The following is a 21,560-nucleotide window of genomic DNA, read 5'->3' as shown; positions in this document are numbered from 1 at the left end:
ATGAAGGCGCTCAGCGCAATCGCGGAAAAGCCGCAACGCAGAAGAATCACCGGCACCCTGCTGGCCGCGGCAGTGGCCGGCGTACTGACCTGGCTCGCCGTCCCGGCCGGTACCTCCGCCACCGGGGCCGCGGACGCACCGGCGGTCGCGCCCGTCGCGGGCGAAGCCCCCGGCTACGGCGTGGAGGACTTCAACTACCCGCAGGCGGACAAGATCCTCGCGGAGAAGAACATCGTCCTCAAGCGCGGCGACGGCCACATCACGCTCGCCGACTGCGTGAGCGGTACCGGACAGCTCGAGATCTGGGCGCGGAGCAAGGACAAGATCTGCTTCCAGGTGACCGGCTCTTCCGGCTGGCTGACCCTGGAGATCCCCTCCGTCTACGGCATCAGGGGCAACGACTACACCACGCAGGTGGACATGACCACCGGCACCGAGGAGAAGTCCTTCGACGTCGACAAGAACAGCTGGACCGCGGTCGGCGAGAGCGCCGACGAACAGGGCCGCGAGTTCATGCTCGTGGAGATCAGGACCTCCAAGTAGCGCTGGGCGCAACCCCGTCGGCATTTCCCAGGCTGCCCAGGGCCGCCGGCCCGGCAGACCTTCGAGTCCAAGGAATCACATCATGCGACACACCAGACACGTGCGCCTTGCGGCACTCGTCGCGGCCCTGGCCGTCGGCCCGGTCGCGCTGTGCGCCGCGCCCGCGTCAGCGGTGACCGGCACGCCGGCCACCGACACCTCCTTCAGCTACACCGCGCAGATCATCGTCGGTGACCACGATCGCGGCTGCTCCGGCGTGCTGGTCGCCTCCGACTGGCTGCTGACCGCGGCGAGCTGCTTCGCCGACGACCCGGCGACGAGCCTGTCGGTGCCCGCGGGCAAGCCCGCGAAGCGCACGACCGCCACCATCGGCCGTTCCGACCTGAGCGGTTCCGACGGAGCCGTGCGCGAGGTGGTGCAGCTCGTGCCGCGCGCCGACCGCGACGTCGTCCTGGCCCGTCTGAACCGGCCGGTCACCAACGTCGCCCCCGTCGCCGTGGCCGGCACCGCGCCCGCCGCGGGCGAGGAACTGAAGTTCGCCGGATACGGGCGCACCAAGACCGAGTGGGCGCCGCTGAAGCTGCACACCGGCGCGCTGACGGTGGACGCCGCCGACGCCACCACGGCCACCTTCACCGGCAAGGACGGCGCGGCCGCCTGCATGGGCGACACCGGCGGTCCGGTGGTGCGCACGACCAGCGGCACCCCGCAGCTGGTGGCCCTCAACAGCCGCTCGTACCAGGGCGGTTGCTTCGGCATCGACAGCACTGAGACCCGTACCGGCGGCATCGCCGCCCGCGTCGACGACCTGAGCTCCTGGGTGACGTCCACCGTCGGCGCCCTGCCCATCGCCGACTTCAACTGCGACGGCGTCGAGGACATCGCCATCTCCGACCCGAAGGCGAGCGTCGGCGGCGACGACGGAGCGGGTGTCGTCCGGGTGGTCTACGGCGGCGGGAAGGGCACCGCCGAGTTCCACCAGGACCTCGACTGGGTGCCGGGCGGCTCGGAGGCCGGCGACTGGTTCGGCGAGGCCGTCGACACCGTCGACTACAACGAGGACGGCTGCACCGACCTGGTCGTCGGCACGCCGTCCGAGGACCTGGGCAGCGTCGCCGACGCCGGCATGGTCGACATTCTGTACGGTGCGCGGGGCGGCGTCGGCACCGGGGCGGTCAAGAACACCCACTTCGAGCAGGGCGCCGGCAACGGCTCCTTCAAGAACTCCACTCCCGAGACCGGTGACCGCACCGGCCAGGCCGTCGCCGCGGGCACCACCGCCGCGGGCGCGCCGTTCGTGGTGATCGGCTCGCCGGGCGAGGCGATCGGCTCGACCGCGAAGGCGGGCATGGCCTTCTACGTGCACGGCGACACCAACATCGCCGTAAGCCAGGACAGCACGGGCGTGCCGGGCGGGGTGGAGGCGAACGACGGCTTCGGCGCCGTCGTCGCGGCCGACGCCAACCACATCGCCATCGGCGCCCCGAACGAGGCCATCGGCTCCGACGCGGGCGCCGGCAACCTGGCGGTCTTCAGCCACCGGCTCAACTCGGAGAAGCGGCCCACCCCGCTGTTCGGTCTCGACCAGGACCTGGACACCGTCGCCGGCGCAGCCGAGGCGGGCGACCAGTTCGGCAGGTCCCTGGCCCTGGTCCCCTACCGCCCGTCCGGAGCGGCGGCCGCCACCCACTCGATCCTCGCGGTCGGCGCTCCCGGTGAGGACCTGGACATCGACGGTGTCAACAAGACCGACGCCGGCAACGTCATCACGTTCGAGGTCACCGCTGCGGGGACGTACAAGCAGCTGAGCACGTACTACTCCGGCACCTCTTCCGACGCCGTCCCCGGCACCTCCGAGGCCGGTGACCGCTTCGGCCAGAACCTGGTCGCGGTGAACACGGCACCGCGTGCGGTGAGCACCACCGCGACGATGAAGCTGGCCGTCGGCATCACGGACGAGGCCGTCGGCACGACGGCGAAGGCCGGCGCGATCACCACCTTCTCGCTGCTCGGCTCGCGCGACACGAACAACCGCTGGATCGAGGCCGGCAACTCCGGCATCCCGGGCCCCGCGGGCGCCGACCAGCACCTCGGCCGGAGCATGCACTACACCGGCACCAAGCTGTACGTGGGCATGCCGTACGGTCCGGGCAGCTACGGCACGGTCTACGCCCTGCCGCTGTCCAACGTGACCGCCGGCGGTTCGAACGCCGCGATCACCACCTACCAGCCCGGCCAGGGTGGTCTGCCGGCCACCGGCGGCCGCTTCGGCTACGTGGTCCGCTAGCCGGACCCGACAGCAAAGGGGGGCTTCCCCGGCCTTCGGGCCGGGGAAGCCCCCCTTCGTCTCGTCGTGACGCGTCGTGCTCAGAGCTCGTACGGGCTCTTCACCGGGAAGTAGGCGCGCAGGAAGGCGTCGATGATGCGGGCCTGTTCCTGGTCCGGGACCTCGGCGTTCTGCGATTCGCCGAGGCAGAACACGTCGTGGCCCCGGATCGCCAGCAGACGCGTCAGCTCCGGGTGCCGTGCGTAGGTGCCCACGTCGATGTACGCGCACCGGATGCTGCTGGGCACCGCGCTACCCGTCAGGTAGCCGTAGTGGTGGTGCAGCGAGGAGACCATGGAGACGTCCTGCCAGCCGCGCAGGGGGTTCGCCGCGGTGCGGGCCACGCTCTCGGGGAACTCCGCCTCGATCTGCTCCAGGACGCTCTTGCGCAGCGGATGCGGGGCGTGCGCGAAGCTGTTCGCCACGGTCACCCCGAAGCGGTCCTGAAGCAGCCGGCGGTTGTTCTTCGCCGCGGCGAAGTAGCCCTCGTCCTCCTCGGTGGCTTCCCCGATCGGCACGGTCGTCGGCGTCCAGAAGAAGCGGCTCGTGCCGTTGGGCTGGAAGAACCGCTGCGCGCTGAGCGGCCTGCCGACGAAAACGTCGTCGTTCATGTAGAGGAAGTGCTCCGACAGCCCGTCGATGTGGTGCAGTTGGCTCTCGATGGCGTGGGAGTTGAACGTGGGAAGGCAGCTCGCGTCGGTGAAGATGTCCCGGTGCGAGACCACCTCGATACCCGGGTGCTCGGTGTTCAGCCACTCGGGCGTCTGGTCGTCGGTGACCAGGTAGATCTTCCGGACCCAGGGCGCGAACATCGCGAGCGAGCGCAGGGAGTAGCGCAGCTCGTCCCGGTTGCGGAAGCGCGCCGCCTCGTCCCCGGACGCCTCGGCGTCCAGGCCGAGGGCCGCGCGCCGCTGGGCCCGGCGCTCCTGCCATCGGGGGTCCGAGTCGTCGACCCAGGTGTAGACGGCGTCCACCGGGAACGTGATGTCGCTGACCAGCTTCTTGGTGAACGGCTCCAGCGTGGGGTACTCCCGGTCCCGCACGCGCAGGCGGGCGTCGGCGGTCAGCGACGGCAGCTTGGGGCCGACCGCGCTCGGCCGCAGCGGCGCGACGAACTGGCCGTCGCCGCCCTCCTCCTCCGGCACCAGGCGCCAGAACTCCACGTCGCAGCCGTAGGCGGGGCCGAAGCGCAGGGTACGGCTGGAGGTGACCACGGGGCGGAAGACCCGCAGCCCCGCCACCTCTCCGGCCCCTTCCAGGCGTTCGGCCAGGAGCACGCCCGGGGCGTGCGTGCGGGGCTTGAGCAGTTCGGCGTACACCGCCTTGCCCTCGTACTCGGTGGCCAGGGCCTTGCGCACCCGCGCCTGGTGGGTGCTGTCCACCGCCACCCGCTGCCGCGGGATGTCCTCCCGGTCCCGCAGCAGCACGTAGGGGATGTCGTGCTTGTCGAGTGCGGCGATGACCGTCTCGAAGTTCCGCTGCAGGATGTCCGAGCCCTGCAGGTCGTCGCGGACCTCGGAGAGCCGGCCCGCGGCCCGTACCAGGGAACGGTTGGCCGCGCCGATCACAAGCTCACGGGCCCGCTGGTCGCCCGACGACGGGGCGGTGCGGTCGGCGGCGACCGCGGCGTGGAAGCGGCCCGCGCCGCCGTGCGCCACGCGGTGGGCCATGCGGTCGGCCCGCTCCGCCATCCGCTGCGGGTCGTCGCGCCGCAGCACGAGCTCGGTGAACAGTTCCTCCCACTGCTTGACGATGACGTCCGCGGCGAAGCGCGCGGAGCCGTCGTAGGCGTTCTCCCCGTAGGAACGCAGGAGTTCCTCGTCGCCCATCAGCCGGGAGATCGCCTCGGCGAGACCGTCGATGTCGTTGGGCGGGACGAGCAGTCCGTCCACGCCGTGCCGGATGATCTCGGCAGGTCCGGTGACGATGTCGTACGCCACCGCCGGGACACCGGCGGCGAAGGCCTCCAGCAGCACCAGCGGGAAGGCCTCGCCGTCCTGGGACGGCAGCATGGTCAGGCTGGCCTTGGCCCACTCCTCCGTCATGTGCTGGCTCGGTCCGAGGATCTCCACGGCGTCGTGCAGGCCGAGGCCCTGGACCAGGTTGCGCAGCCGGGACATCTGCGGGCCGTCGCCGAAGATGCGCAGCCGCCAGCCCGGATGGTCGGGCAGGACCTTGGCGAAGGCCTGGATGGCGTGGTCGACCTGCTTGTCGGGCACCAGGCGGCGCGGCATCACGATGCTCTTGCCGGTCAGGCTGGAACGCGGCCGGAAGCCCTCGGGTATCGCGTTCGGGATGGCCGCCAGACGCGGGGCCGCCTTGCCGAGCGACTCCTCCAGCCACTGCTTCGTGCGCTCCGTCAGCACCACCAGGGCGTCGATCTCGGGAGCGCGCAGCAGCAGCGGCTCGCCGGTGGCGCCGCGCAGCTGCGAGGGCCGGTGCTCCTGCTGGATGGTGATCACCCGGGAGGGCACCAGGTCGGCGACGGCGGACATCAGGGCGGGCGAGGTGGTGATCAGGACGTCCGTGTCGATGGTCCGCAGGGCGCGGTTCATCTCGACGTCGGAGAGGGCGTCGAAGGTGGCCTCCCACTTGGGGCTGATCAGCTCGCTGGGCAGCCCGGCCAGGCGGCGGCACTCCTCGGCGCCGATGCCGCTGTCGCGCACCGGCCGCTCGGTCTTGCCGGTACGGTCCACCAGGTACCGCACCGAGACCCGCTCGTCCACGGAGAAGAAGGGGCGCTCACGCGTCTTGAAGACGCTCAGCACCTCGACGGTGTGCCGGGGCGCCAGGTGCGTCGCCTGGGTGTAGACGGCCTGCTCCGTGCCGCCCATCTCGTCGCCCCAGGTGAGCAGAAAAGTGATCTTCATTGTTGTCAGCATCCAGAAGGAAGGTGGGCCGCACGGAAGGCGAGGCTGCCGATGGGCGTGTAGTACGGGTTGAGTCTGAGCACGGTGCCGCCGTCCTCCCCGGTCAGCAACCGGTACGGCATCCGGAAGACGTCGCCGGGGCTGCGCACCTCGGTACGCCGCCGGGAGATCTTCAGCGACCGGCGACGCGGCCGCCGCAGACGTACGTCGAAGATCTGCTCCTTGGTGCCGAGGTCGCCGAAGTCGGCCGGCTTCAGCGAGCAGACGAAGGTGTCGCCCTGCCAGGTGGCCGGCACGACACGGGGCGCCTTGCCACCCCTGCGGACGAGTTCGACGTCGCCGCGGCACTCGTCGGCCGGAGCGTTGACGAGCCGGCCCTCCAGTGTCACCTCGGACCAGCCGATCTTCACGGACAGGATCTCGGCCTCGGCGTCGTCCCTGCCCACGGACACGTACGCCCGTCCGGTACCCGATGCGATCAGGCGGCAGTAGGTGCCGTCCTCGCGCACCGGCTCGGGAGTCGTGGGCCCGTCGGGCATCAGCCGGGGTGCCTTGGCGAGCGCGTACCGGCGTTCGGCCCCGGCGACGTCGGTGAAGACCACGGACAGCCGCCACTGCCCGGCGGCCAGCAGGAACCTGCGCATTCCCGCGGGCAGGTGCTGGTGCTGGTCGGTGTCCGCCTCCAGCAGGTCGAGGACGGCGGTGCCCTGTGCCTCGACGTGACCGTCGCCGCGCTGGACGAGGGCGAGCGGGATGACGACCGGGGACGAGGATCCGCCCAGCAGCAGGGCGGCCGACGAGGCCGTCACCTCGTCCGGCACACGGACGCAGAAGTTCAGGGTCCTGCCGTCGAGGAGGGACAGGTGCTCAGCGGTGACCCGCGGCCAGTCGTCGGCGCTCGGCGGTACCAGGACCAGATGGTTCAGGCGCGACCGGGTCGAGCGGACTACGGCATACCCCTTGCGCATCACCTTGTGCGGAGTGGGGAGTTGTCTCATCGGTTGTCTGCACCACGCTCGTAGGGGCTGGGGAAGGGGAAGTACTCGTCCAGGAAGCGCGTCATCAGGGCCTGCTGGCGGCTCAGCTCCGCTTCCGTCGAGGTCGTGTCGTTCAGGCAGAAGACGTGTGCGTCGCGGGTGGCCAGCAGTCGGCCCAGCACCCGTTCCACGCCGGGATTGCCGAGGTCGCAGTAGCGGTACACCAGGTCCTCGCCGGCGATGGAACGCTGGGTGTGGAAGGCGTAGTAGTGGTGCAGCGACGAGGTGACCGACACGTCGTCGGCGCTGCGGAACCTGCTGGCCGCCGTGCGCTGGTGCGCCTCGGGGAACTCCGCCTCGATCTCGTCCAGCACGCCGCGGTGCAGCGCGTGCGGAACGTGCTTCATCTTCCGGAAGATGGTGTCGCCGAAACGTTCGGCGATGAGCCTGCGGTTGTTCTTGCCGGCGGCCGCCACGGGCGGGTCGTCCGGGGACGGTTCACCGTAGGGAATCAGGGCGGGCGAGAGGTAGAACTTCCCGAGACCGTTGGGCAGGAAGAAGTGCCGCGGAAGGATCTCCTGGCCGAGCATCACGTCGTCGTTGAAGTACAGGAAGTGCTCGGACAGGCCGTCGATGTGGTGCAGCTGGCTCTCGATGGCGTGGGAGTTGAAGGTCGGCAGCGCCGCCGGGTTCTTGAATATCTCCTTGTGGCTGACCACTCTGATCCGCGGGTGGTCGGTGTTCAGCCACTCCGGCGTCTGGTCGGCGGTCACCAGGTAGATGTGGCGCACCCAGGGCGCGTAGAGGTGCAGCGAGCGCAGCGAGTAGCGCAGTTCGTCCCGGCTGAGGTAGCGCGCGGCGTTGGCCGCCTCCTCGTGGTACGGCCTGTCGGAGAAGGCGGCCCGCTCTTGCAGCCAGTGCGGATCGGAGCCGTCCACCCAGGTGTACACCACGTCGATGGGGAAGGTACGGCGCCCGACGGCGCCCGCGGCGAAGGCCGGCCGTGTCCGCACCCGCACCGGCTCGCGCTCCGCGGGCAGCGGCGTGAAGTCGGTGAACAGGCTCTCGTCCGCCTCGGCCGCGGGCTCGTCCACCGGCACCGCCTCGGCGATCCCGTTGCGCCGCGGGGAAACCAGCTCGCCGTCCTCCTGCCGCCAGAACTCGATGTCGCAGCCATAGCGCACCCCCAGCACCAGACGGCTGGTCTGGTCGGTGAGGTACCAGGTGCAGCGGACGACGTCCGCGCCGACGACGCGTCTCCACGAACCCGGTCCGTAGCCGGGCAGCGCGGAGTCCTCCTGCAGCTGCCTCCCGCGCACCGGGACGACGTAGCCCGGTTTGGACCGGCAGGCCCGGCGCAGCGCGGTGAGCACACGCTCCCGGTCCTCGGCGCGGACGGCGACCGAGGCCGCCGTGTCGGAGGCGGAGCGCACGCAGAAGTAGTCGACGCCGGCGTCGCGCAGCGCGGCGGTCACCTGCTCGAGATTGGCCCGGCGCGCCTGGAGCGGGGTGATGCCGGGCACGACATGGGCGATGCGCGGCGTCCCCGCGACGCTGACGACCGTCCTGTCGTACCGCGCCAGCAGCTCCCGGTGGCGGCGCGTCACCCGTAGCCGTATCGCCTGCTCCCGCAGCTCCGCCGCGGCGGCAATGCGGGCTTTCACCTGCTCCCGCAGATCCGTCCCCACGTGCTCCGCGATCATCCGTCGCGCGCCGACTGGAAGCGCGCGACGGTACACGCCGACCAAACGTGACGCCTCAGGGTTTCGCACTGTTGGGAACTCCCCCTCCGATGAGCTGCCGCCCGGTGAACGGCCGCCCGTCAACCACTGCTCAGAATACGGAAATATCAAGTATGCAGTGTGTTTACCTCACGTCTGCGTGGCCCCGCACGTCGGCAATCGGCCAAACATGGTGAAATAACGGGACAAACCGCAGCGAGCGTTGACATCATCACAGCAGACTGCGCGTGCACAGCCGCCGCTCAGAACCGCTGGAAATCACAACGGCCGCATCACGACGGCTGGAATCACAAACGGCCAGATCGGAACGGCTGGATCAGAACAGCCCGAGCAGAACGGCCCGATCAGAACGGCTCGAAGTCGTCGAACTCCCGCTGCAGCTCGTCCCGTTCGGCCTGCCGGTCCCGGCGTCGCTGCACCGCGGGGCGCTGCGCCTCCATGCGGTGGTCCTCGCCACGGCGGCCCAGCATCTCCGCACCGGCCATGACGGTCGGCTCCCAGTCGAAGACGACGGCGTTCTCCTCGGGCCCGATGGCCACGCCGTCCCCGGCCCGGGCGCCGGCCTTGACCAGCTCCTCCTCCACGCCGAGCCGGTTGAGCCGGTCCGCGAGATAGCCGACCGCCTCGTCGTTGTTGAAGTCGGTCTGCCGCACCCAGCGCTCCGGCTTCTCACCGCGCACCCGGAACAGCCCGTCGTCCTCCCGTACGACGGTGAAGCCCGCGTCGTCCACGGCCTTGGGCCGGATGACGATCCGCGTCGACTCCTCCTTCGGCCGGGCGGCCCGCGCCTGCGCCACCAGCTCGGCCAGCGCGTACGACAGCTCCCTCAGCCCGGTCCGCGCCACCGCCGACACCTCGAACACGCGGTAGCCCCGCGCTTCCAGGTCCGGCCGCACCATCTCGGCCAGGTCCAGGCCGTCCGGTACGTCGATCTTGTTCAGCACGACGATCCGCGGCCGGTTGTCGAGCCCGCCGTACTCCCGCAGCTCGGCCTCGATGACGTCCAGGTCGGAGACGGGGTCACGGTCGGACTCCAGCGTCGCCGTGTCCAGCACATGCACCAGCACACTGCACCGCTCCACGTGCCGCAGGAACTCCAGGCCCAGCCCCTTGCCCTGGCTGGCGCCCGGGATCAGCCCGGGCACGTCCGCGATGGTGTACACGGTCGAACCGGCGGTGACCACGCCGAGGTTCGGCACCAGCGTGGTGAAGGGGTAGTCGGCGATCTTCGGCCTGGCGGCGCTGAGCACGGAGATCAGCGACGACTTGCCCGCGCTCGGGTATCCCACGAGCGCCACGTCGGCGACGGTCTTGAGCTCCAGTACGACGTCCTGCACGTCCCCCGGCTCACCGAGCAGCGCGAACCCGGGCGCCTTGCGGCGGGCGGAGGCCAGCGCGGCGTTGCCGAGCCCGCCCCGGCCGCCCTGCGCGGCGACGTAGGAGGTGCCGTGCCCGACCAGGTCGGCGAGGACGTTGCCCGCCTTGTCCAGCACCACGGTGCCGTCCGGCACCGGCAGCACCAGGTCCTGACCGTCCTTGCCGGAGCGGTTGCCGCCCTCGCCGGGCTTGCCGTTGGTGGCCTTGCGGTGCGGGGAGTGGTGGTAGTCGAGCAGGGTGGTGATCGACTGGTCGACGGTGAGGATCACGTCCCCACCGCGCCCGCCGTTGCCGCCGTCGGGCCCGCCGAGCGGCTTGAACTTCTCACGGTGGACGGAGGCACAGCCGTGGCCTCCGTTACCCGCGGCGACATGCAGTTCGACGCGGTCCACGAAGGTGGTCATGGGATGTGCCTCCTGGGGGTCCCCCCGGCCGAAGGCTGGGGGGGAGTACGGGAATGTCTCTTGAGCAACACGCGAAAGGCGGACCCGCTTCCCCGCAGGGAAGTGAGGTCCGCCTCGCGAAAGCTTCCGGTCAGGCGACCGGAACGATGTTCACGACCTTGCGGCCACGGTGGGTACCGAACGCCACCGCACCGGCCTGCAGCGCGAACAGCGTGTCGTCGCCGCCACGGCCGACGCCGGCGCCCGGGTGGAAGTGGGTGCCGCGCTGACGGACCAGGATCTCGCCCGCGTTGACGACCTGACCGCCGAAGCGCTTCACGCCGAGGCGCTGAGCGTTGGAGTCACGACCGTTACGGGTGGACGATGCGCCCTTCTTGTGTGCCATCTCTCCTCAGTCCCTTACTTCGCAGCCGCGGGGATCTCAGTGACCTTGATCGCCGTGTACTGCTGGCGGTGGCCCTGACGACGGCGGTAGCCGGTCTTGTTCTTGTAGCGCAGAATGTCGATCTTCTGGCCCTTGTGGTGGTCCACGACCTCGGCCTGGACCTTGATGCCGGCCAGCACCCAAGGGTCGCTGGTCACAGCGTCGCCGTCGACAACGAGCAGGGTCGAGAGCTCGACCGTGTCGCCAACCTTGGCAGTGGAAATCTTGTCAACCTCAACGATGTCGCCGACAGCAACCTTGTGCTGACGACCACCGCTGCGCACGATGGCGTACACGCGGATCTCTCTTTCGCTCGGAGAACGGCACCCCCGCAGGCCAGCCACCCGAACACGGGCGGCCTCTCCCGGTGGTCCGGGAGGAAGAGGTTTACGGGGATGTGGCGGGTCAGTGGACACGCCGACGGTCAAGGTTACGGGGCCCGGCTTGAGGGGTCAAACCGGGCCCCGTCGGGTGCTCGCCCCGCCTGCCCACGCATGAGCGCGGGGCACCCAGTGGTACCGGGTGCCCCGCGCTCAACTGCCTTGTTGAAGGCCGGTCAGTCCTCCGTCGAGGCCGAGACGGACGGCACCTTCTGCTCGGCCGCCGCGGTCTTCTTCGACGTCGCCTTCTTGGCGGCGGCCGTCTTGGTGGCGGTGGACTTCGCCGCCTTCTTGGCCGTCGCCTTCTTCGCGGCCGTCTTCTTGGCCGCGGTCTTCTTGGTGGCGGCCTTCTTCGCCGTGGCCTTCTTGGCCGTCTTACGGGCCGTCTTCTTGGCCGGGGCGGCCTCGTCGGCCTCGGCCTCGGAAACGGCCTCGGCGGCGGCCTCCTTGGCCTCCACGAGAGCCTGCTCGGCCTCCTGGGCAGCCTGCTCCGCGACCGGCGCCTGCGTCTCCGCCGACGGCACGACCACCACGGCCGCCTCCGCCGGCGCGGTCGGCGCGGTGGCCTTGCGGACCGCACGGCGACGCGGACGGGCCGGGGCGGCGGCCTCGGCGGGCGCCTCGGCCTGCTCCGGCTCGACAGCCACCGGCGTCTCCGGGACCTCGGGTGCCACAGGCGCGGTCTCGGCGACCGTGACCACCGCCGCCTCCGCCGACGCCGCCGACGGCGAACCGGCCGGCGCGCTCACCTTGCGGGTCGCCCGGCGGCGCGTACGGCCCTTGGGCGCGGCCTCCTCGGCGGGAGCCTCCGCGGGCGCCGGGGCCTCGACGACCGGGTCCTCGACGGCCACGGGCTCGGCGTGCGCCTGAGCGGCCGACTCCGGCTGCACCGGACGCGCGGCCTCCTCCTCGGCCGTCACCTGCTGAGCCGTGGGCGCCGTCACGCCGGCCCCGTCGGCCCCGCTCTTCGGCGCGGGCGCGCCCGCCGGAGCCGACACCCGACGGCTCGCCCGGCGCCGCGAACGTCCGCGCGACACCGCGGCCTCGGCCTCGGCGACGCTGCTGTACAGCTCCTCGTCCGGCTGGAACTCCGGCGCGGGGAGCGCCACCGGCTCGGCGGCCTCGGCCGCGACCTCGGCCTCGGCCTCGGTCTCCGCCTCCTCCTCGGCGGTCGCGCCGGTCTCGACGATCTCGCCGGCGACGACCTCGTGCGTCTCCGGCTGCTCGGCACCGGCCCGCGCACGCTTCTTGCGCTTGCCGCCACCGGCGGCGGCCGCGTGGTCGAGGTGCACGATGACACCGCGGCCGTTGCAGTGGACGCAGGTCTCGGAGAACGACTCCAGCAGGCCCTGGCCGACCCGCTTGCGGGTCATCTGCACCAGGCCCAGCGAGGTCACCTCGGCGACCTGATGCTTCGTGCGGTCCCGGCCCAGGCACTCCAGCAGGCGCCGCAGCACCAGGTCCCGGTTGGACTCCAGCACCATGTCGATGAAGTCGATGACGATGATGCCGCCGAGGTCGCGCAGCCGCAGCTGACGGACGATCTCCTCGGCCGCCTCCAGGTTGTTCCTGGTGACCGTCTCCTCCAGGTTGCCGCCCTGGCCGGTGAACTTGCCGGTGTTGACGTCGACGACGACCATCGCCTCGGTCCGGTCGATCACCAGCGAACCGCCACTCGGCAGCCAGACCTTGCGGTCCAGCGCCTTGGCCAGCTGCTCGTCGATCCGGTACGTGGCGAAGACGTCGACCTCACTGGTCCACTTCTGCAGCCGCCCGGCGAGATCCGGCGCCACATGGGCGACGTACCCGTGGATGGTTTCCCACGCGTCCGGGCCGCTCACGACGACCTTGGAGAAGTCCTCGTTGAAGATGTCCCGCACGACACGGACGGTCATGTCCGGCTCGCCGTACAGCAGCGTCGGCGCGTTGCCGTTCTTGGACTTCTTCTGGATCTCCTCCCACTGCGCCTGCAGCCGCTCGACGTCGCGGCGCAGCTCGTCCTCGCTCGCGCCCTCGGCGGCGGTGCGCACGATGACGCCCGCGTCCTCGGGGACGATCTTCTTGAGGATGGTCTTCAGCCGCGCCCGCTCGGTGTCGGGCAGCTTGCGGCTGATGCCGGTCATCGAGCCCTCGGGCACGTACACGAGGTAGCGGCCCGGGAGGGAGACCTGGCTGGTCAGACGCGCACCCTTGTGCCCGATCGGGTCCTTGGTGACCTGCACGAGGACCGACTGGCCGGACTTCAGGGCGGACTCGATGCGGCGCGGCCCGTTGGCCATGCCCAGCGCCTCGAAGTTGACCTCACCCGCGTACAGGACGGCGTTGCGGCCCTTGCCGATGTCGATGAAGGCGGCCTCCATCGACGGCAGCACGTTCTGCACCTTGCCGAGGTAGACGTTGCCGACGTACGAGGTCGACTGCTCCTTGTTGACGTAGTGCTCGACGAGCACACCGTCCTCCAGGACGCCGATCTGCGTTCGGTCGCCGTTCTGCCGGACGACCATCACGCGCTCGACGGCCTCGCGGCGGGCCAGGAACTCGGCCTCGGTGATGATCGGAACACGGCGACGGCCCTGCTCACGGCCCTCACGGCGGCGCTGCTTCTTGGCCTCCAGACGCGTGGAGCCCTTGATGGACTGCACCTCGTCGGACGGCTCGGCCTTCGGACGGGGCTCGCGGACCTTGACGACCGTGCGCTCGGGGTCGTCGTCGGACGGCTCCGCGTCGGGGGTGGTGTCACCGGCCCGGCGGCGACGGCGACGGCGACGACGGCTGCTGGTGGACGAACCCCCGGTCTCCGCGGCGGCCCGGTCCTCCTCCTCCTCGACGTCCTCCTCGACCTGCTCGGCGGTGTCCTCGGCGTCCTGCGCGGCCTGCTCGGCGGCGAGTTCGTCGGTGTCACCCTCGGCGAAGTCGCCGGACTCGCCCCGGCGGCGACGCCGGCCACCCCGACGACGACGGCGACGCGAACCGGTCTCCTCGCCCTCCTCGTCCTCGGCGACGGGCTCGGCGGCCTCCTCGGCCTCCTCCGCCTCTTCGTCCACGGCGGTCTCGACGACCTGCGCCTCGGTCTCCTCCGCGGCTCCGGCCCCCCGGCGCCGGCGGCGACGCCGCGACCCGGTCGGCTCCTCGGGGTACTCCTCGACCTCGGGGGCCTCCTCCGCCGCTTCGGCGGCCGCCTCGGCGGCGGCCCGCTCGGGCGTCTGGAACTTCGGCTCGGTGAACACCGGCGGCTGGAACACCGCGACCGCGGGCCGCGCCGGCGGAACCGGCGCCTCGGCCCCGGCGGTCTCCGGCTGCGCGGGCGCGGCAAAACCGGTCGCCGCCTTCCGCACGACCCGGCGCCGCGCACGACGCGGGGCACCGCCCTGGTCCCCGGCGGCCTCGGCCACGGCGGGCTCCTGAGCCGGAGCGGGCTCGGCGCCCTCCTCGGTTACGGCGGGCTGCGCGGCCTCAGCGGGCTCGGCCACGGCGGACCGCTCGGCCCGCACGGGCTCGGCGGACTCGGCGGCCTCGGCAACGGCAGTCTCGGCGGGCGCCTCGGCCGCACCCCGGCGACGGCGCGTACGACGCGGGGCGGCACCCTCGTCGCCCTGCTCAGCGGCGGGCTCGACGGCCTCGCCCGCAGCGCCCTCGGTCGTCTCGGCAGGCGCCGACACCCGGCGCGTGGCCCGGCGGCGGGCCCGGCGCGGAGCGGCCTCCTCAGCGGCCTCCTCGACCTGCTCGGCAGCGGCGGCCTCGGCCCGCGGCTCAGCGGCGGGCACCTCGGCGGCGGCCTCCTGCTGCACGGCCGCGGTGACAGCCTGCTGCTGCACGGCCGCGGCGGCGGCCGGAGCCCCGGCGGGCGCGGACACCCGACGGGTCGCCCGCCGACGCGTACGCCCGGCAGGCGCGGCCTCCTCGACCGGCGCGGTCTCTTCAGTGGCCGCACCGGCGTCGGGCACCTCAGCGCTCACGGACACGGCAGCGGCGGGTACGACCGCCTCGGCGGCCTCGACGGACGCCGAGGACCCGGGGGACGGGGCCCCAGCAGGCGCCGACACCCGGCGTGTGGCCCGGCGGCGGCGCGGCGGAGCGGGCTCCTCGACGACATGGGCGACGGCGCTCTCGTCCACCGGCTCGGCGGTGGCCTGAGCGGCAGCAACCGGCACCACCGTCTCGACGGCCTCCGCGGACGCGGGCGACCCGGCAGGCGCGGACGCCCGGCGGGTCACACGTCGACGAGTACGCCCAGCAGGCGCGGGCTCCTCAATGGCCTCGCCACTCTCGGCAGCCTCTTCGGCCTCCGAAATCGCCTCGGTCTCAGAAACCTCAACAGCCTCATCAACCTCCCCGGCCTCCTCAGCAGCCGCAGAGGAGAGGTCGGCCGCGGCCAGGTCGGCGGCTTCGGCAGCTTCGGCAGAGGGCAGGTCGCCCGAGGCCAGCTCGGCGGCGTCAGCGGCCGGTATGGCCGGCGCGACGGTCTCCGCCGACGTCTCGGACGTGGTGGCGGGCGGACCCGCCGGTCGGGAAGCGGCACGGCGCCGCCGCGGCGGCAGGGTGTCGCTTGGTGTGTTCAGTTCGGAACCCTCGGTGGGTTCGATCGGCTCGAGCATGCGGGCGTTTCTCCCGTCAGGCTCCCGGGCGCCGCACCTGGTCCGGCGGTGATGCCGGTGACGTCCGCGGCTCGCGCGATGCGCGACTGCCGCCGTCCGGGGCGCGGGCGCCGCACGGGAACTCTCTGTTGTCCTGTCTCGCCGGTTCCGTACGCCGTGTTGCGAACGGCCTGGCGAAAGTCTTCTGGTCGGTGCGCTGCCCGACCCAGGTGGCTCCCGAGTACGAGGGCGGCGCTACGACGTCCGTCCTACGCGGGGACCGCCTCGCGGTCAGGCGCGAGCGGGTCTGTCACCGTGCCGGTCTCTTCATCGAACAGCCCCTGCGCCAGCCTGGTCACCGCTGCGGGGACCGGCGGCGCCAGGTCGGCCACGGCGCGGAGACCGGACAGGACGTCGTCGGGTCGTACGGCAGGCGTCACGTGCCGAACAACCAGCCGCAGTATCGCACAGGGCTGGTCGGTCGGCCTATCAGCCTGCGAAGTGTGCTCTTCGGTTGTCTGGAGTGTCTCCAGGCTCGCGACCGCCGGGCGGGCGTCGAAGGTGCGGACGCCGTTCTTGGTCAGTCGCTGCACCTCGACGGCCTCGGCCGCGTTGAACGCGGCCACGGCGCGCGCGGCGTCGGCCGGGTCCACGCCGTCCAGCCGCAGCTCCCAGACGGAGGCCGTCAGCCGGTCGGCGAGCCCCGAGGTGCGGGCCTCGACCGCCTCGACGATGTCGAGCCCGGCGGGCAGCGACTCGTCGAGCAGGATCCTGAGCTGCTCCGGATCGCGCGTTTCGGTGAGCGCGATCTCCAGGTACTCCGCCTCACTGCCCGTGCCGGTGGGTGCGGCATTGGCGTACGACACCTTCGGGTGCGGGGTGAACCCCGCCGAGTACGCCATGGGCACCTCGGCGCGGCGCAGCGCACGCTCGAAGGCGCGCTGGAAGTCACGGTGGCTGGTGAACCGGAGGCGGCCGCGCTTGGTGTAGCGCAGTCGGACGCGCTGCACCGTGGGTGCCGGCGGCGGGCCTTCGGGCTGTCGCTTGCCCAGTGTCGTTCAATCCTTCGTGAGTGCGGTCGTACTGCTACCAAGAGTACGTGTGTCGGCGGCCGCAGGTTCCCGCCGGACCGTCGCCCGCGGATGCCGGGGCTCACCGAAGAGCATCCGCCGCACGTCGGCCCGCGCCTGCCGCACGCTGTCCCGCGCGGACGCCAGCGCCTGCCGGGTGGCCCGCCCCGCGGCGCGCAGCGCCTCGCCCACCGGCCGCAGGACGGCGTCCCGGACCACATGCCCGACGGGCGTGAGCACGCGCGCGTACGCCCATCGCACCGGCTCCACGAAGATCCAGCGCAAGAGCGTCCCGAGGAACCGCCCGACGGCGAGCGAGATGTGCCCCGCCACCCGCCAGGCATGTCCGAGCGCGGCCCCGATCTCCCGTCCGACGACCGCGAGCACGTGTCCGACGGGCACCAGCACCCATCGCCACAGGGCGAGCGCGGGCAGCACGAAAAGGATCCGGCAGGTCCAGTACAGGGCCATGCCGATCCCCGTGATGATCATGCGCACGATCCACAGGAGCCCGTTCACGCACCACGCGATCGCGCACCCGACCGGCGCGAGGACCCACTCGTACAGCCAGGTGGCGGGTACGACGAGGAGGTACCGCACGAGCCAGGCCACGGCGGTGAACACCCCGGTCCCCGCGACGGCGAGGACCGCGCCGACGCCCTTCAGGACCCACATGATCCCGTGCCCCACGGGCGTGAGCACGCGCGCGTACACCCACGCCAGCCCGGCCGCGATCCCCCGCCCGACCCAGGCGATCGCATGGCCGACCGGCGTCAGGACGTACCGGTACAGCCACCCGCACGGCACGACGACCAGTACGTTCCCGAGCCAGGCCAGCGCCCGGCCCACCGGTACCAGCACCCACCGCCACAGCGCCACGAACGGCCACACGAACACCGCTTGCCCCAGCCACAGCAGTGCACGCCCGAGCGGCCTGAGCACCGTGTGGTCGAGGAACCGCCCGGCGACGACGAGCGCGTCCCACGCCATGCGCACCGGGAGGACGACGACGAGCGTGACGATCCGCACCGGAACACGGATCGCGACCACGAGGCACCCGTCAGGTGGCTGCTGAACAGGCGGCTTTTCCAGATCCATACCGGCGTAGACGCCACAGCCCCCGGTCTGGATCCACCCCCTCCTCCGGATCCCTCATCGCCCTCCTGACACCGTCACCCTCGGCCCGGGGCCTCCGGGCCCCCCTCCGAGTCCAGCGGGCCCGGGCCCGCCACGCTCGGGCGTTCCGCCCAGAACGCGGCCGAGGCCAGGCGCCGTACCAGCATCAGCACCAGGCCCGTCGCCGTCAGGCCGATGGCGATGACGAGTGGGGGGCCGAGGCCGAACCAGGAGACGCCGCTGTAGGAAGCCTCGGGGTCCGCCATGTCGCGGATGCTCTCCACGAACAGCCAGGTCAGCAGGGCAGCGCCGATGAGCGGGCCGACGCCGACCAGGAGCAGGCTGCGGAGGCTCTCGGCGAGGCGCCGACGGTGGTAGACCGCGCAAGCGACTCCGGTGAGGGCGTAGTAGAAGGCGATCAGCAGCGACAACGCGGTGAGGGAGTCGAAGAGGGCGTTGGTGCTGATCTGGTTGAGGACGAGGTACCACGCGATGGCGATGGCGGCCACCCACCACGTGCTCGTGTGCGGGGTGTGGAACCGCGGGTGGACAGCGGCGAACCGGGCGGGAAGCGCACGGCGGCGGGCCATGGAGAGCGCGGTGCGGGACGCGGGGATGATCGTCGTCTGGGTCGACGCCAGGGCCGACGTCGAGACCGCGAGCAGTACGACCCAGTCCCAGGCGCCCATGACCTCACCGGCGAGCAGGGCGAAGATCGCCTCCTCCTCGTTGGCGTTCTCCGCGAGATACGCGGTGCCGGCGTAGGCGACGACGGCGACCGCGACGGACACGTACGTCACCAGCAGCACGATCGTCGACCACACGCCCGCCTTCCCGGGGGCGGTGGCGGAGTTCTCGGTCTCCTCCGTGAGATTGACCGCCGATTCCCAGCCCCAGTAGCTGAACACGCCCAGCAGCAGTCCCCCGGTCAGCGCGGCCCCGCCGGCGCCCCACGGGCTGAGCCAGTCGAAGGACGGGGTGAGGGACCCGAGCGTGCCCGTGTCCGTCGCGACGCGGTACAGGGCCACCACCGCGAACACCAGGAGGAAGACGACCTGGGCGAGGATGAGCACGTTCTGCACGCGGGCAGAGACCTCGGTGCCCACGACGCACACGGCGGTCATCACCAGGATCACCAGCACGGTGAGCGCCTGGCGCACGACGTCGTTCGCCGCCCAGCCGTCCAGGCCCACGGTGTAGAGGCCGAAGGTCACCGCGACGTCGGCGAGGGACCCGACGACCAGGACACCGGTCATCATGATGGCCCAACCGCCGAGCCAGCCGGCCCAGGGCCCCATCGCCCGGGTCACCCACGAGAACGTGGTGCCGCAGTCCTGGTCGGCCTTGTTCAGGTAGAAGAAGGCCGACGCGATGAGCAGCATCGGCACGAAGGACGCGAGCAGGATGCCGGGGGCATGGACGCCGACGAGCGCCACGATCGGACCGATGACGGCGGCCAGCGAGTACGCCGGGGAGGTCGAGTTCAGGCCGATGACGAGCGCGTCGACGAAGCCGATCGCACCCGCCTGAAGGGAGGGGGGCGGGGTGGTGGCCCCAGCGGGACGGGTCATGTTCCCTCGCATCGATGGTGGGTCCGCGGACCCGGGAGCCGGGCCCGGCCGTCCCCGGCCGGCCCCGCCCGGTGGTGCCGTCACTGCTCACGCATTCCCCACGGGGAGCCGTAGTCGGTCAGCAGATCGAGGAACGGACGCGGCGGGAGGGCCTCCGGGCCCAGGACGCCGGTGCCGGACCAGGTGCCGTTCGCGACCAGTTCGAGGGCCACCACCGGGTTGACAGCGGTCTGCCACACCACGGCCTGAGAGCCGTACTCGGCCATGGACCACTGGTTGTCGACGACGTGGTAGAGGTACACCTCGCGCAGACGTCCGCCCTTGGTGCCCTTGACCCAGGTGCCGGCGCAGGTCTTGCCCCGCATGCGCTCCCCGAGCGTGGCGGGGTCCGGCAGGCAGGCCGCGACGACGTCGCGCGGGGAGACCTTGACGCTCACGCCGTTCTCGGCGGTGACCTGGACCGGCTCGGTGCGGTCCAGTCCGAGCAGGTGCAGAGTCCGCAGGGTCTGTATGAACTCCTCGCCGAGCCCGTACTTGAACGTCACCCGGCGGGTGTCCACCCAGCGGGGCACGAGCAGGACCTCCTCGTGCTCGACGTTGACGCACTCGACCGGCCCGATGCCTTCGGGAAAGTCGAACACCTCCGGCTCGCTGAAGGGCGGGGTGGTGAACCAACCCCGGCCCGCCTCGAAGACGACCGGCGGGTTGAGGCACTCCTCGATGGTGGTCCAGATGTTGAACGACGGCGCGAAGTCGTGCCCGTCGACGGTGAGGTTCGCGCCGTCGCGGATGCCGACCTCCTCGATCTCGTCGAAGAGCTCGTCGGCCGCGTACCGGGCGAACACGTCGGAGAGCCCCGGCTCCACGCCGATGCCGACCAGCGCGAGCCTGCCGGACTTCTCCCAGTCCGCGGCCCGCTCGAACTGGACGTCGCCCAGCTTCACACCGCACTCCTCGTACGGCCGCTCGGGATGGGGCCGGGACAGCGACATCGCCATGTCCAGATAGTGCGCTCCGGCGCCCAGCGCCGCCTGGAACAGCGGCATCACGAAGCGCGGGTCGGTGGCGTTGAGCAGCACGTCGCAGCGATGCTCCGCCAGCAGCGCCGCCACTGCCGCCTCGTCGCTCGCGTCGACCTGAGCGGCGCTGAAGCGGTCGGCCGCGTCGCCCAGCGCGCTCACCGCCGCCTCGGCGCGTGAGCGGTCGCAGTCGGAGACCACGATGTGGTCGAAGAAGGACCGGCGGGCCGCGATCCGGGTGATCGCCGTGCCCACACCCCCAGCACCCACGAGCAGAATGCGCATAACCGAAATCTCTCTTTCTTCGGGCATCAGCTGCCTCCCGGTCGATCCAACGACGCGCCCCTGCGCACGTCAATGGCGTTGGCATAAGCTCCGGGAGCGAGAGCGGGAAGAGAGAGCCCCATGCCCAAGCAGGTCGTACCGGAAGCGGCGCGCCGACGGCGCCGGCCCACGAAGAGCGGCACCGTCCTGTCCGAATCCCTGATCGTGGAGACCGCCCTGCGTATGCTGCGCCTGCACGGCCCGGCCGGCCTCACGGCGCGCCGCCTGGGAACGGCCCTGGGCGCGGACCCCACCACGCTCTACCGGTACTTCCGCAGCATGGACGACCTGACGCTTGCCCTGGGCGACGCCCTGATCGGCCGTGCGGTCGAGGGATGGCGGGACACCGGCGACTGGCGCGCCGACCTGCGGGACCTGGGCCTGCGCATCCACGCCGCCTACCTGGAGCACCCCCAGGCCGCCGTGCTGACCGCCAACCGGGTGAGCGGGCGGCGGCACGAGATCGCCGTGGACGAGCTGATCCTCGGACTCCTTCGGAACGCGGGCTTCCGGGACATCGACGCGGTCCGCGTCTACCACGCGTTCATCGACCAGACGCTGGCCTTCGCCGCCCTGGACGCGGCATCGTCCGCGCTGCCCGACGAGGCGCGCCGCGCGGACGAGGAGGTCTGGCAGGCCACCTACGCCCGCCTCTCGGCGGACACCCACCCCCACATCGCGGCGGTCGCGCCGCTGCTGGTCGCCGACATGAACCTCAGCGCCTACCCAGTGGCCCTGGACCTGCTCCTGGACAGCGCCGCGACCCGGCTCGACGGCAGCGGACCTGCCGGTACGGGCCCCACCCCGAGGTGACCGACGCCACCTGGGAATACGCGCGGTGCT

Annotated in this window: 14 protein-coding genes; 3 read left to right on the top strand and 11 right to left on the bottom strand. The window is 71.7% G+C overall.

The window, feature by feature from the left end; genetic code table 11:
* Both HJD23_RS28150 and HJD23_RS28145 read left to right on the top strand, forming a co-directional pair.
* Positions 1-543, top strand: coding sequence for a hypothetical protein (locus HJD23_RS28150; protein WP_197973509.1), 543 nt, complete (start codon positions 1-3; stop codon positions 541-543).
* 82 nt (positions 544-625) lie between these two features.
* On the top strand, positions 626-2,830 hold the full coding sequence (locus tag HJD23_RS28145) for a trypsin-like serine protease (protein ID WP_171107443.1): 2,205 nt from the start codon (positions 626-628) through the stop codon (positions 2,828-2,830).
* Positions 2,831-2,910: 80 nt separating this feature from the next.
* Here the strand turns inward: HJD23_RS28145 and HJD23_RS28140 are convergent, their stop codons facing one another.
* The 11 genes from HJD23_RS28140 to HJD23_RS28090 all read right to left on the bottom strand — a co-directional run bounded on the left by HJD23_RS28140 (position 2,911) and on the right by HJD23_RS28090 (position 20,678).
* Positions 2,911-5,739, bottom strand: a complete 2,829-nt coding sequence (locus HJD23_RS28140) for a stealth conserved region 3 domain-containing protein (protein WP_171107441.1) — start codon at positions 5,737-5,739, stop codon at positions 2,911-2,913.
* Positions 5,740-5,744: 5 nt separating this feature from the next.
* Complete coding sequence (locus HJD23_RS28135) at positions 5,745-6,737, bottom strand: hypothetical protein (protein ID WP_240980834.1); 993 nt, start codon at positions 6,735-6,737, stop codon at positions 5,745-5,747.
* Positions 6,734-8,488 (bottom strand): stealth family protein, encoded by a 1,755-nt coding sequence (locus HJD23_RS28130; protein ID WP_171107439.1) that lies wholly within the window; start codon positions 8,486-8,488, stop codon positions 6,734-6,736. Before HJD23_RS28130 ends, HJD23_RS28135 begins: the two co-directional genes overlap by 4 nt.
* A gap of 314 nt (positions 8,489-8,802) precedes the next feature.
* Complete coding sequence (gene obgE / locus HJD23_RS28125) at positions 8,803-10,239, bottom strand: GTPase ObgE (protein ID WP_171107437.1); 1,437 nt, start codon at positions 10,237-10,239, stop codon at positions 8,803-8,805.
* Between the two features lie 130 nt (positions 10,240-10,369).
* Positions 10,370-10,624, bottom strand: a complete 255-nt coding sequence (rpmA, locus tag HJD23_RS28120) for a 50S ribosomal protein L27 (RefSeq protein ID WP_171107435.1) — start codon at positions 10,622-10,624, stop codon at positions 10,370-10,372.
* 14 nt (positions 10,625-10,638) lie between these two features.
* Complete coding sequence (gene rplU, locus HJD23_RS28115) at positions 10,639-10,959, bottom strand: 50S ribosomal protein L21 (RefSeq protein WP_004931419.1); 321 nt, start codon at positions 10,957-10,959, stop codon at positions 10,639-10,641.
* A gap of 260 nt (positions 10,960-11,219) precedes the next feature.
* Positions 11,220-15,638 (bottom strand): Rne/Rng family ribonuclease, encoded by a 4,419-nt coding sequence (locus tag HJD23_RS28110; protein WP_171134085.1) that lies wholly within the window; start codon positions 15,636-15,638, stop codon positions 11,220-11,222.
* Positions 15,639-15,886: 248 nt separating this feature from the next.
* Positions 15,887-16,627, bottom strand: coding sequence for a TIGR03936 family radical SAM-associated protein (locus tag HJD23_RS28105; protein ID WP_171107433.1), 741 nt, complete (start codon positions 16,625-16,627; stop codon positions 15,887-15,889).
* Between the two features lie 48 nt (positions 16,628-16,675).
* Entirely contained in the window at positions 16,676-17,785 is a 1,110-nt protein-coding gene (locus HJD23_RS28100; protein WP_171107431.1) for a hypothetical protein, read from the bottom strand.
* A gap of 74 nt (positions 17,786-17,859) precedes the next feature.
* Positions 17,860-19,374: an APC family permease gene (locus HJD23_RS28095; RefSeq protein WP_171107429.1), complete on the bottom strand. Its 1,515-nt coding sequence runs from the start codon at positions 19,372-19,374 to the stop codon at positions 17,860-17,862.
* Between the two features lie 80 nt (positions 19,375-19,454).
* Positions 19,455-20,678: a saccharopine dehydrogenase C-terminal domain-containing protein gene (locus HJD23_RS28090; protein ID WP_171107428.1), complete on the bottom strand. Its 1,224-nt coding sequence runs from the start codon at positions 20,676-20,678 to the stop codon at positions 19,455-19,457.
* Positions 20,679-20,798: 120 nt separating this feature from the next.
* Here HJD23_RS28090 and HJD23_RS28085 point away from each other — a divergent pair, with 120 nt between their 5' ends.
* Complete coding sequence (locus tag HJD23_RS28085; protein ID WP_171107426.1) at positions 20,799-21,530, top strand: TetR/AcrR family transcriptional regulator; 732 nt, start codon at positions 20,799-20,801, stop codon at positions 21,528-21,530.
* The last annotated feature ends 30 nt before the right edge of the window (positions 21,531-21,560 follow it).

The organism is Streptomyces sp. Z423-1 (assembly GCF_013009255.1).
GTDB lineage: Bacteria > Actinomycetota > Actinomycetes > Streptomycetales > Streptomycetaceae > Streptomyces > Streptomyces gossypiisoli.
The sequence above is the reverse complement of the archived record's forward strand: the minus strand, read 5'-3'. Positions and strand labels throughout refer to the sequence as shown.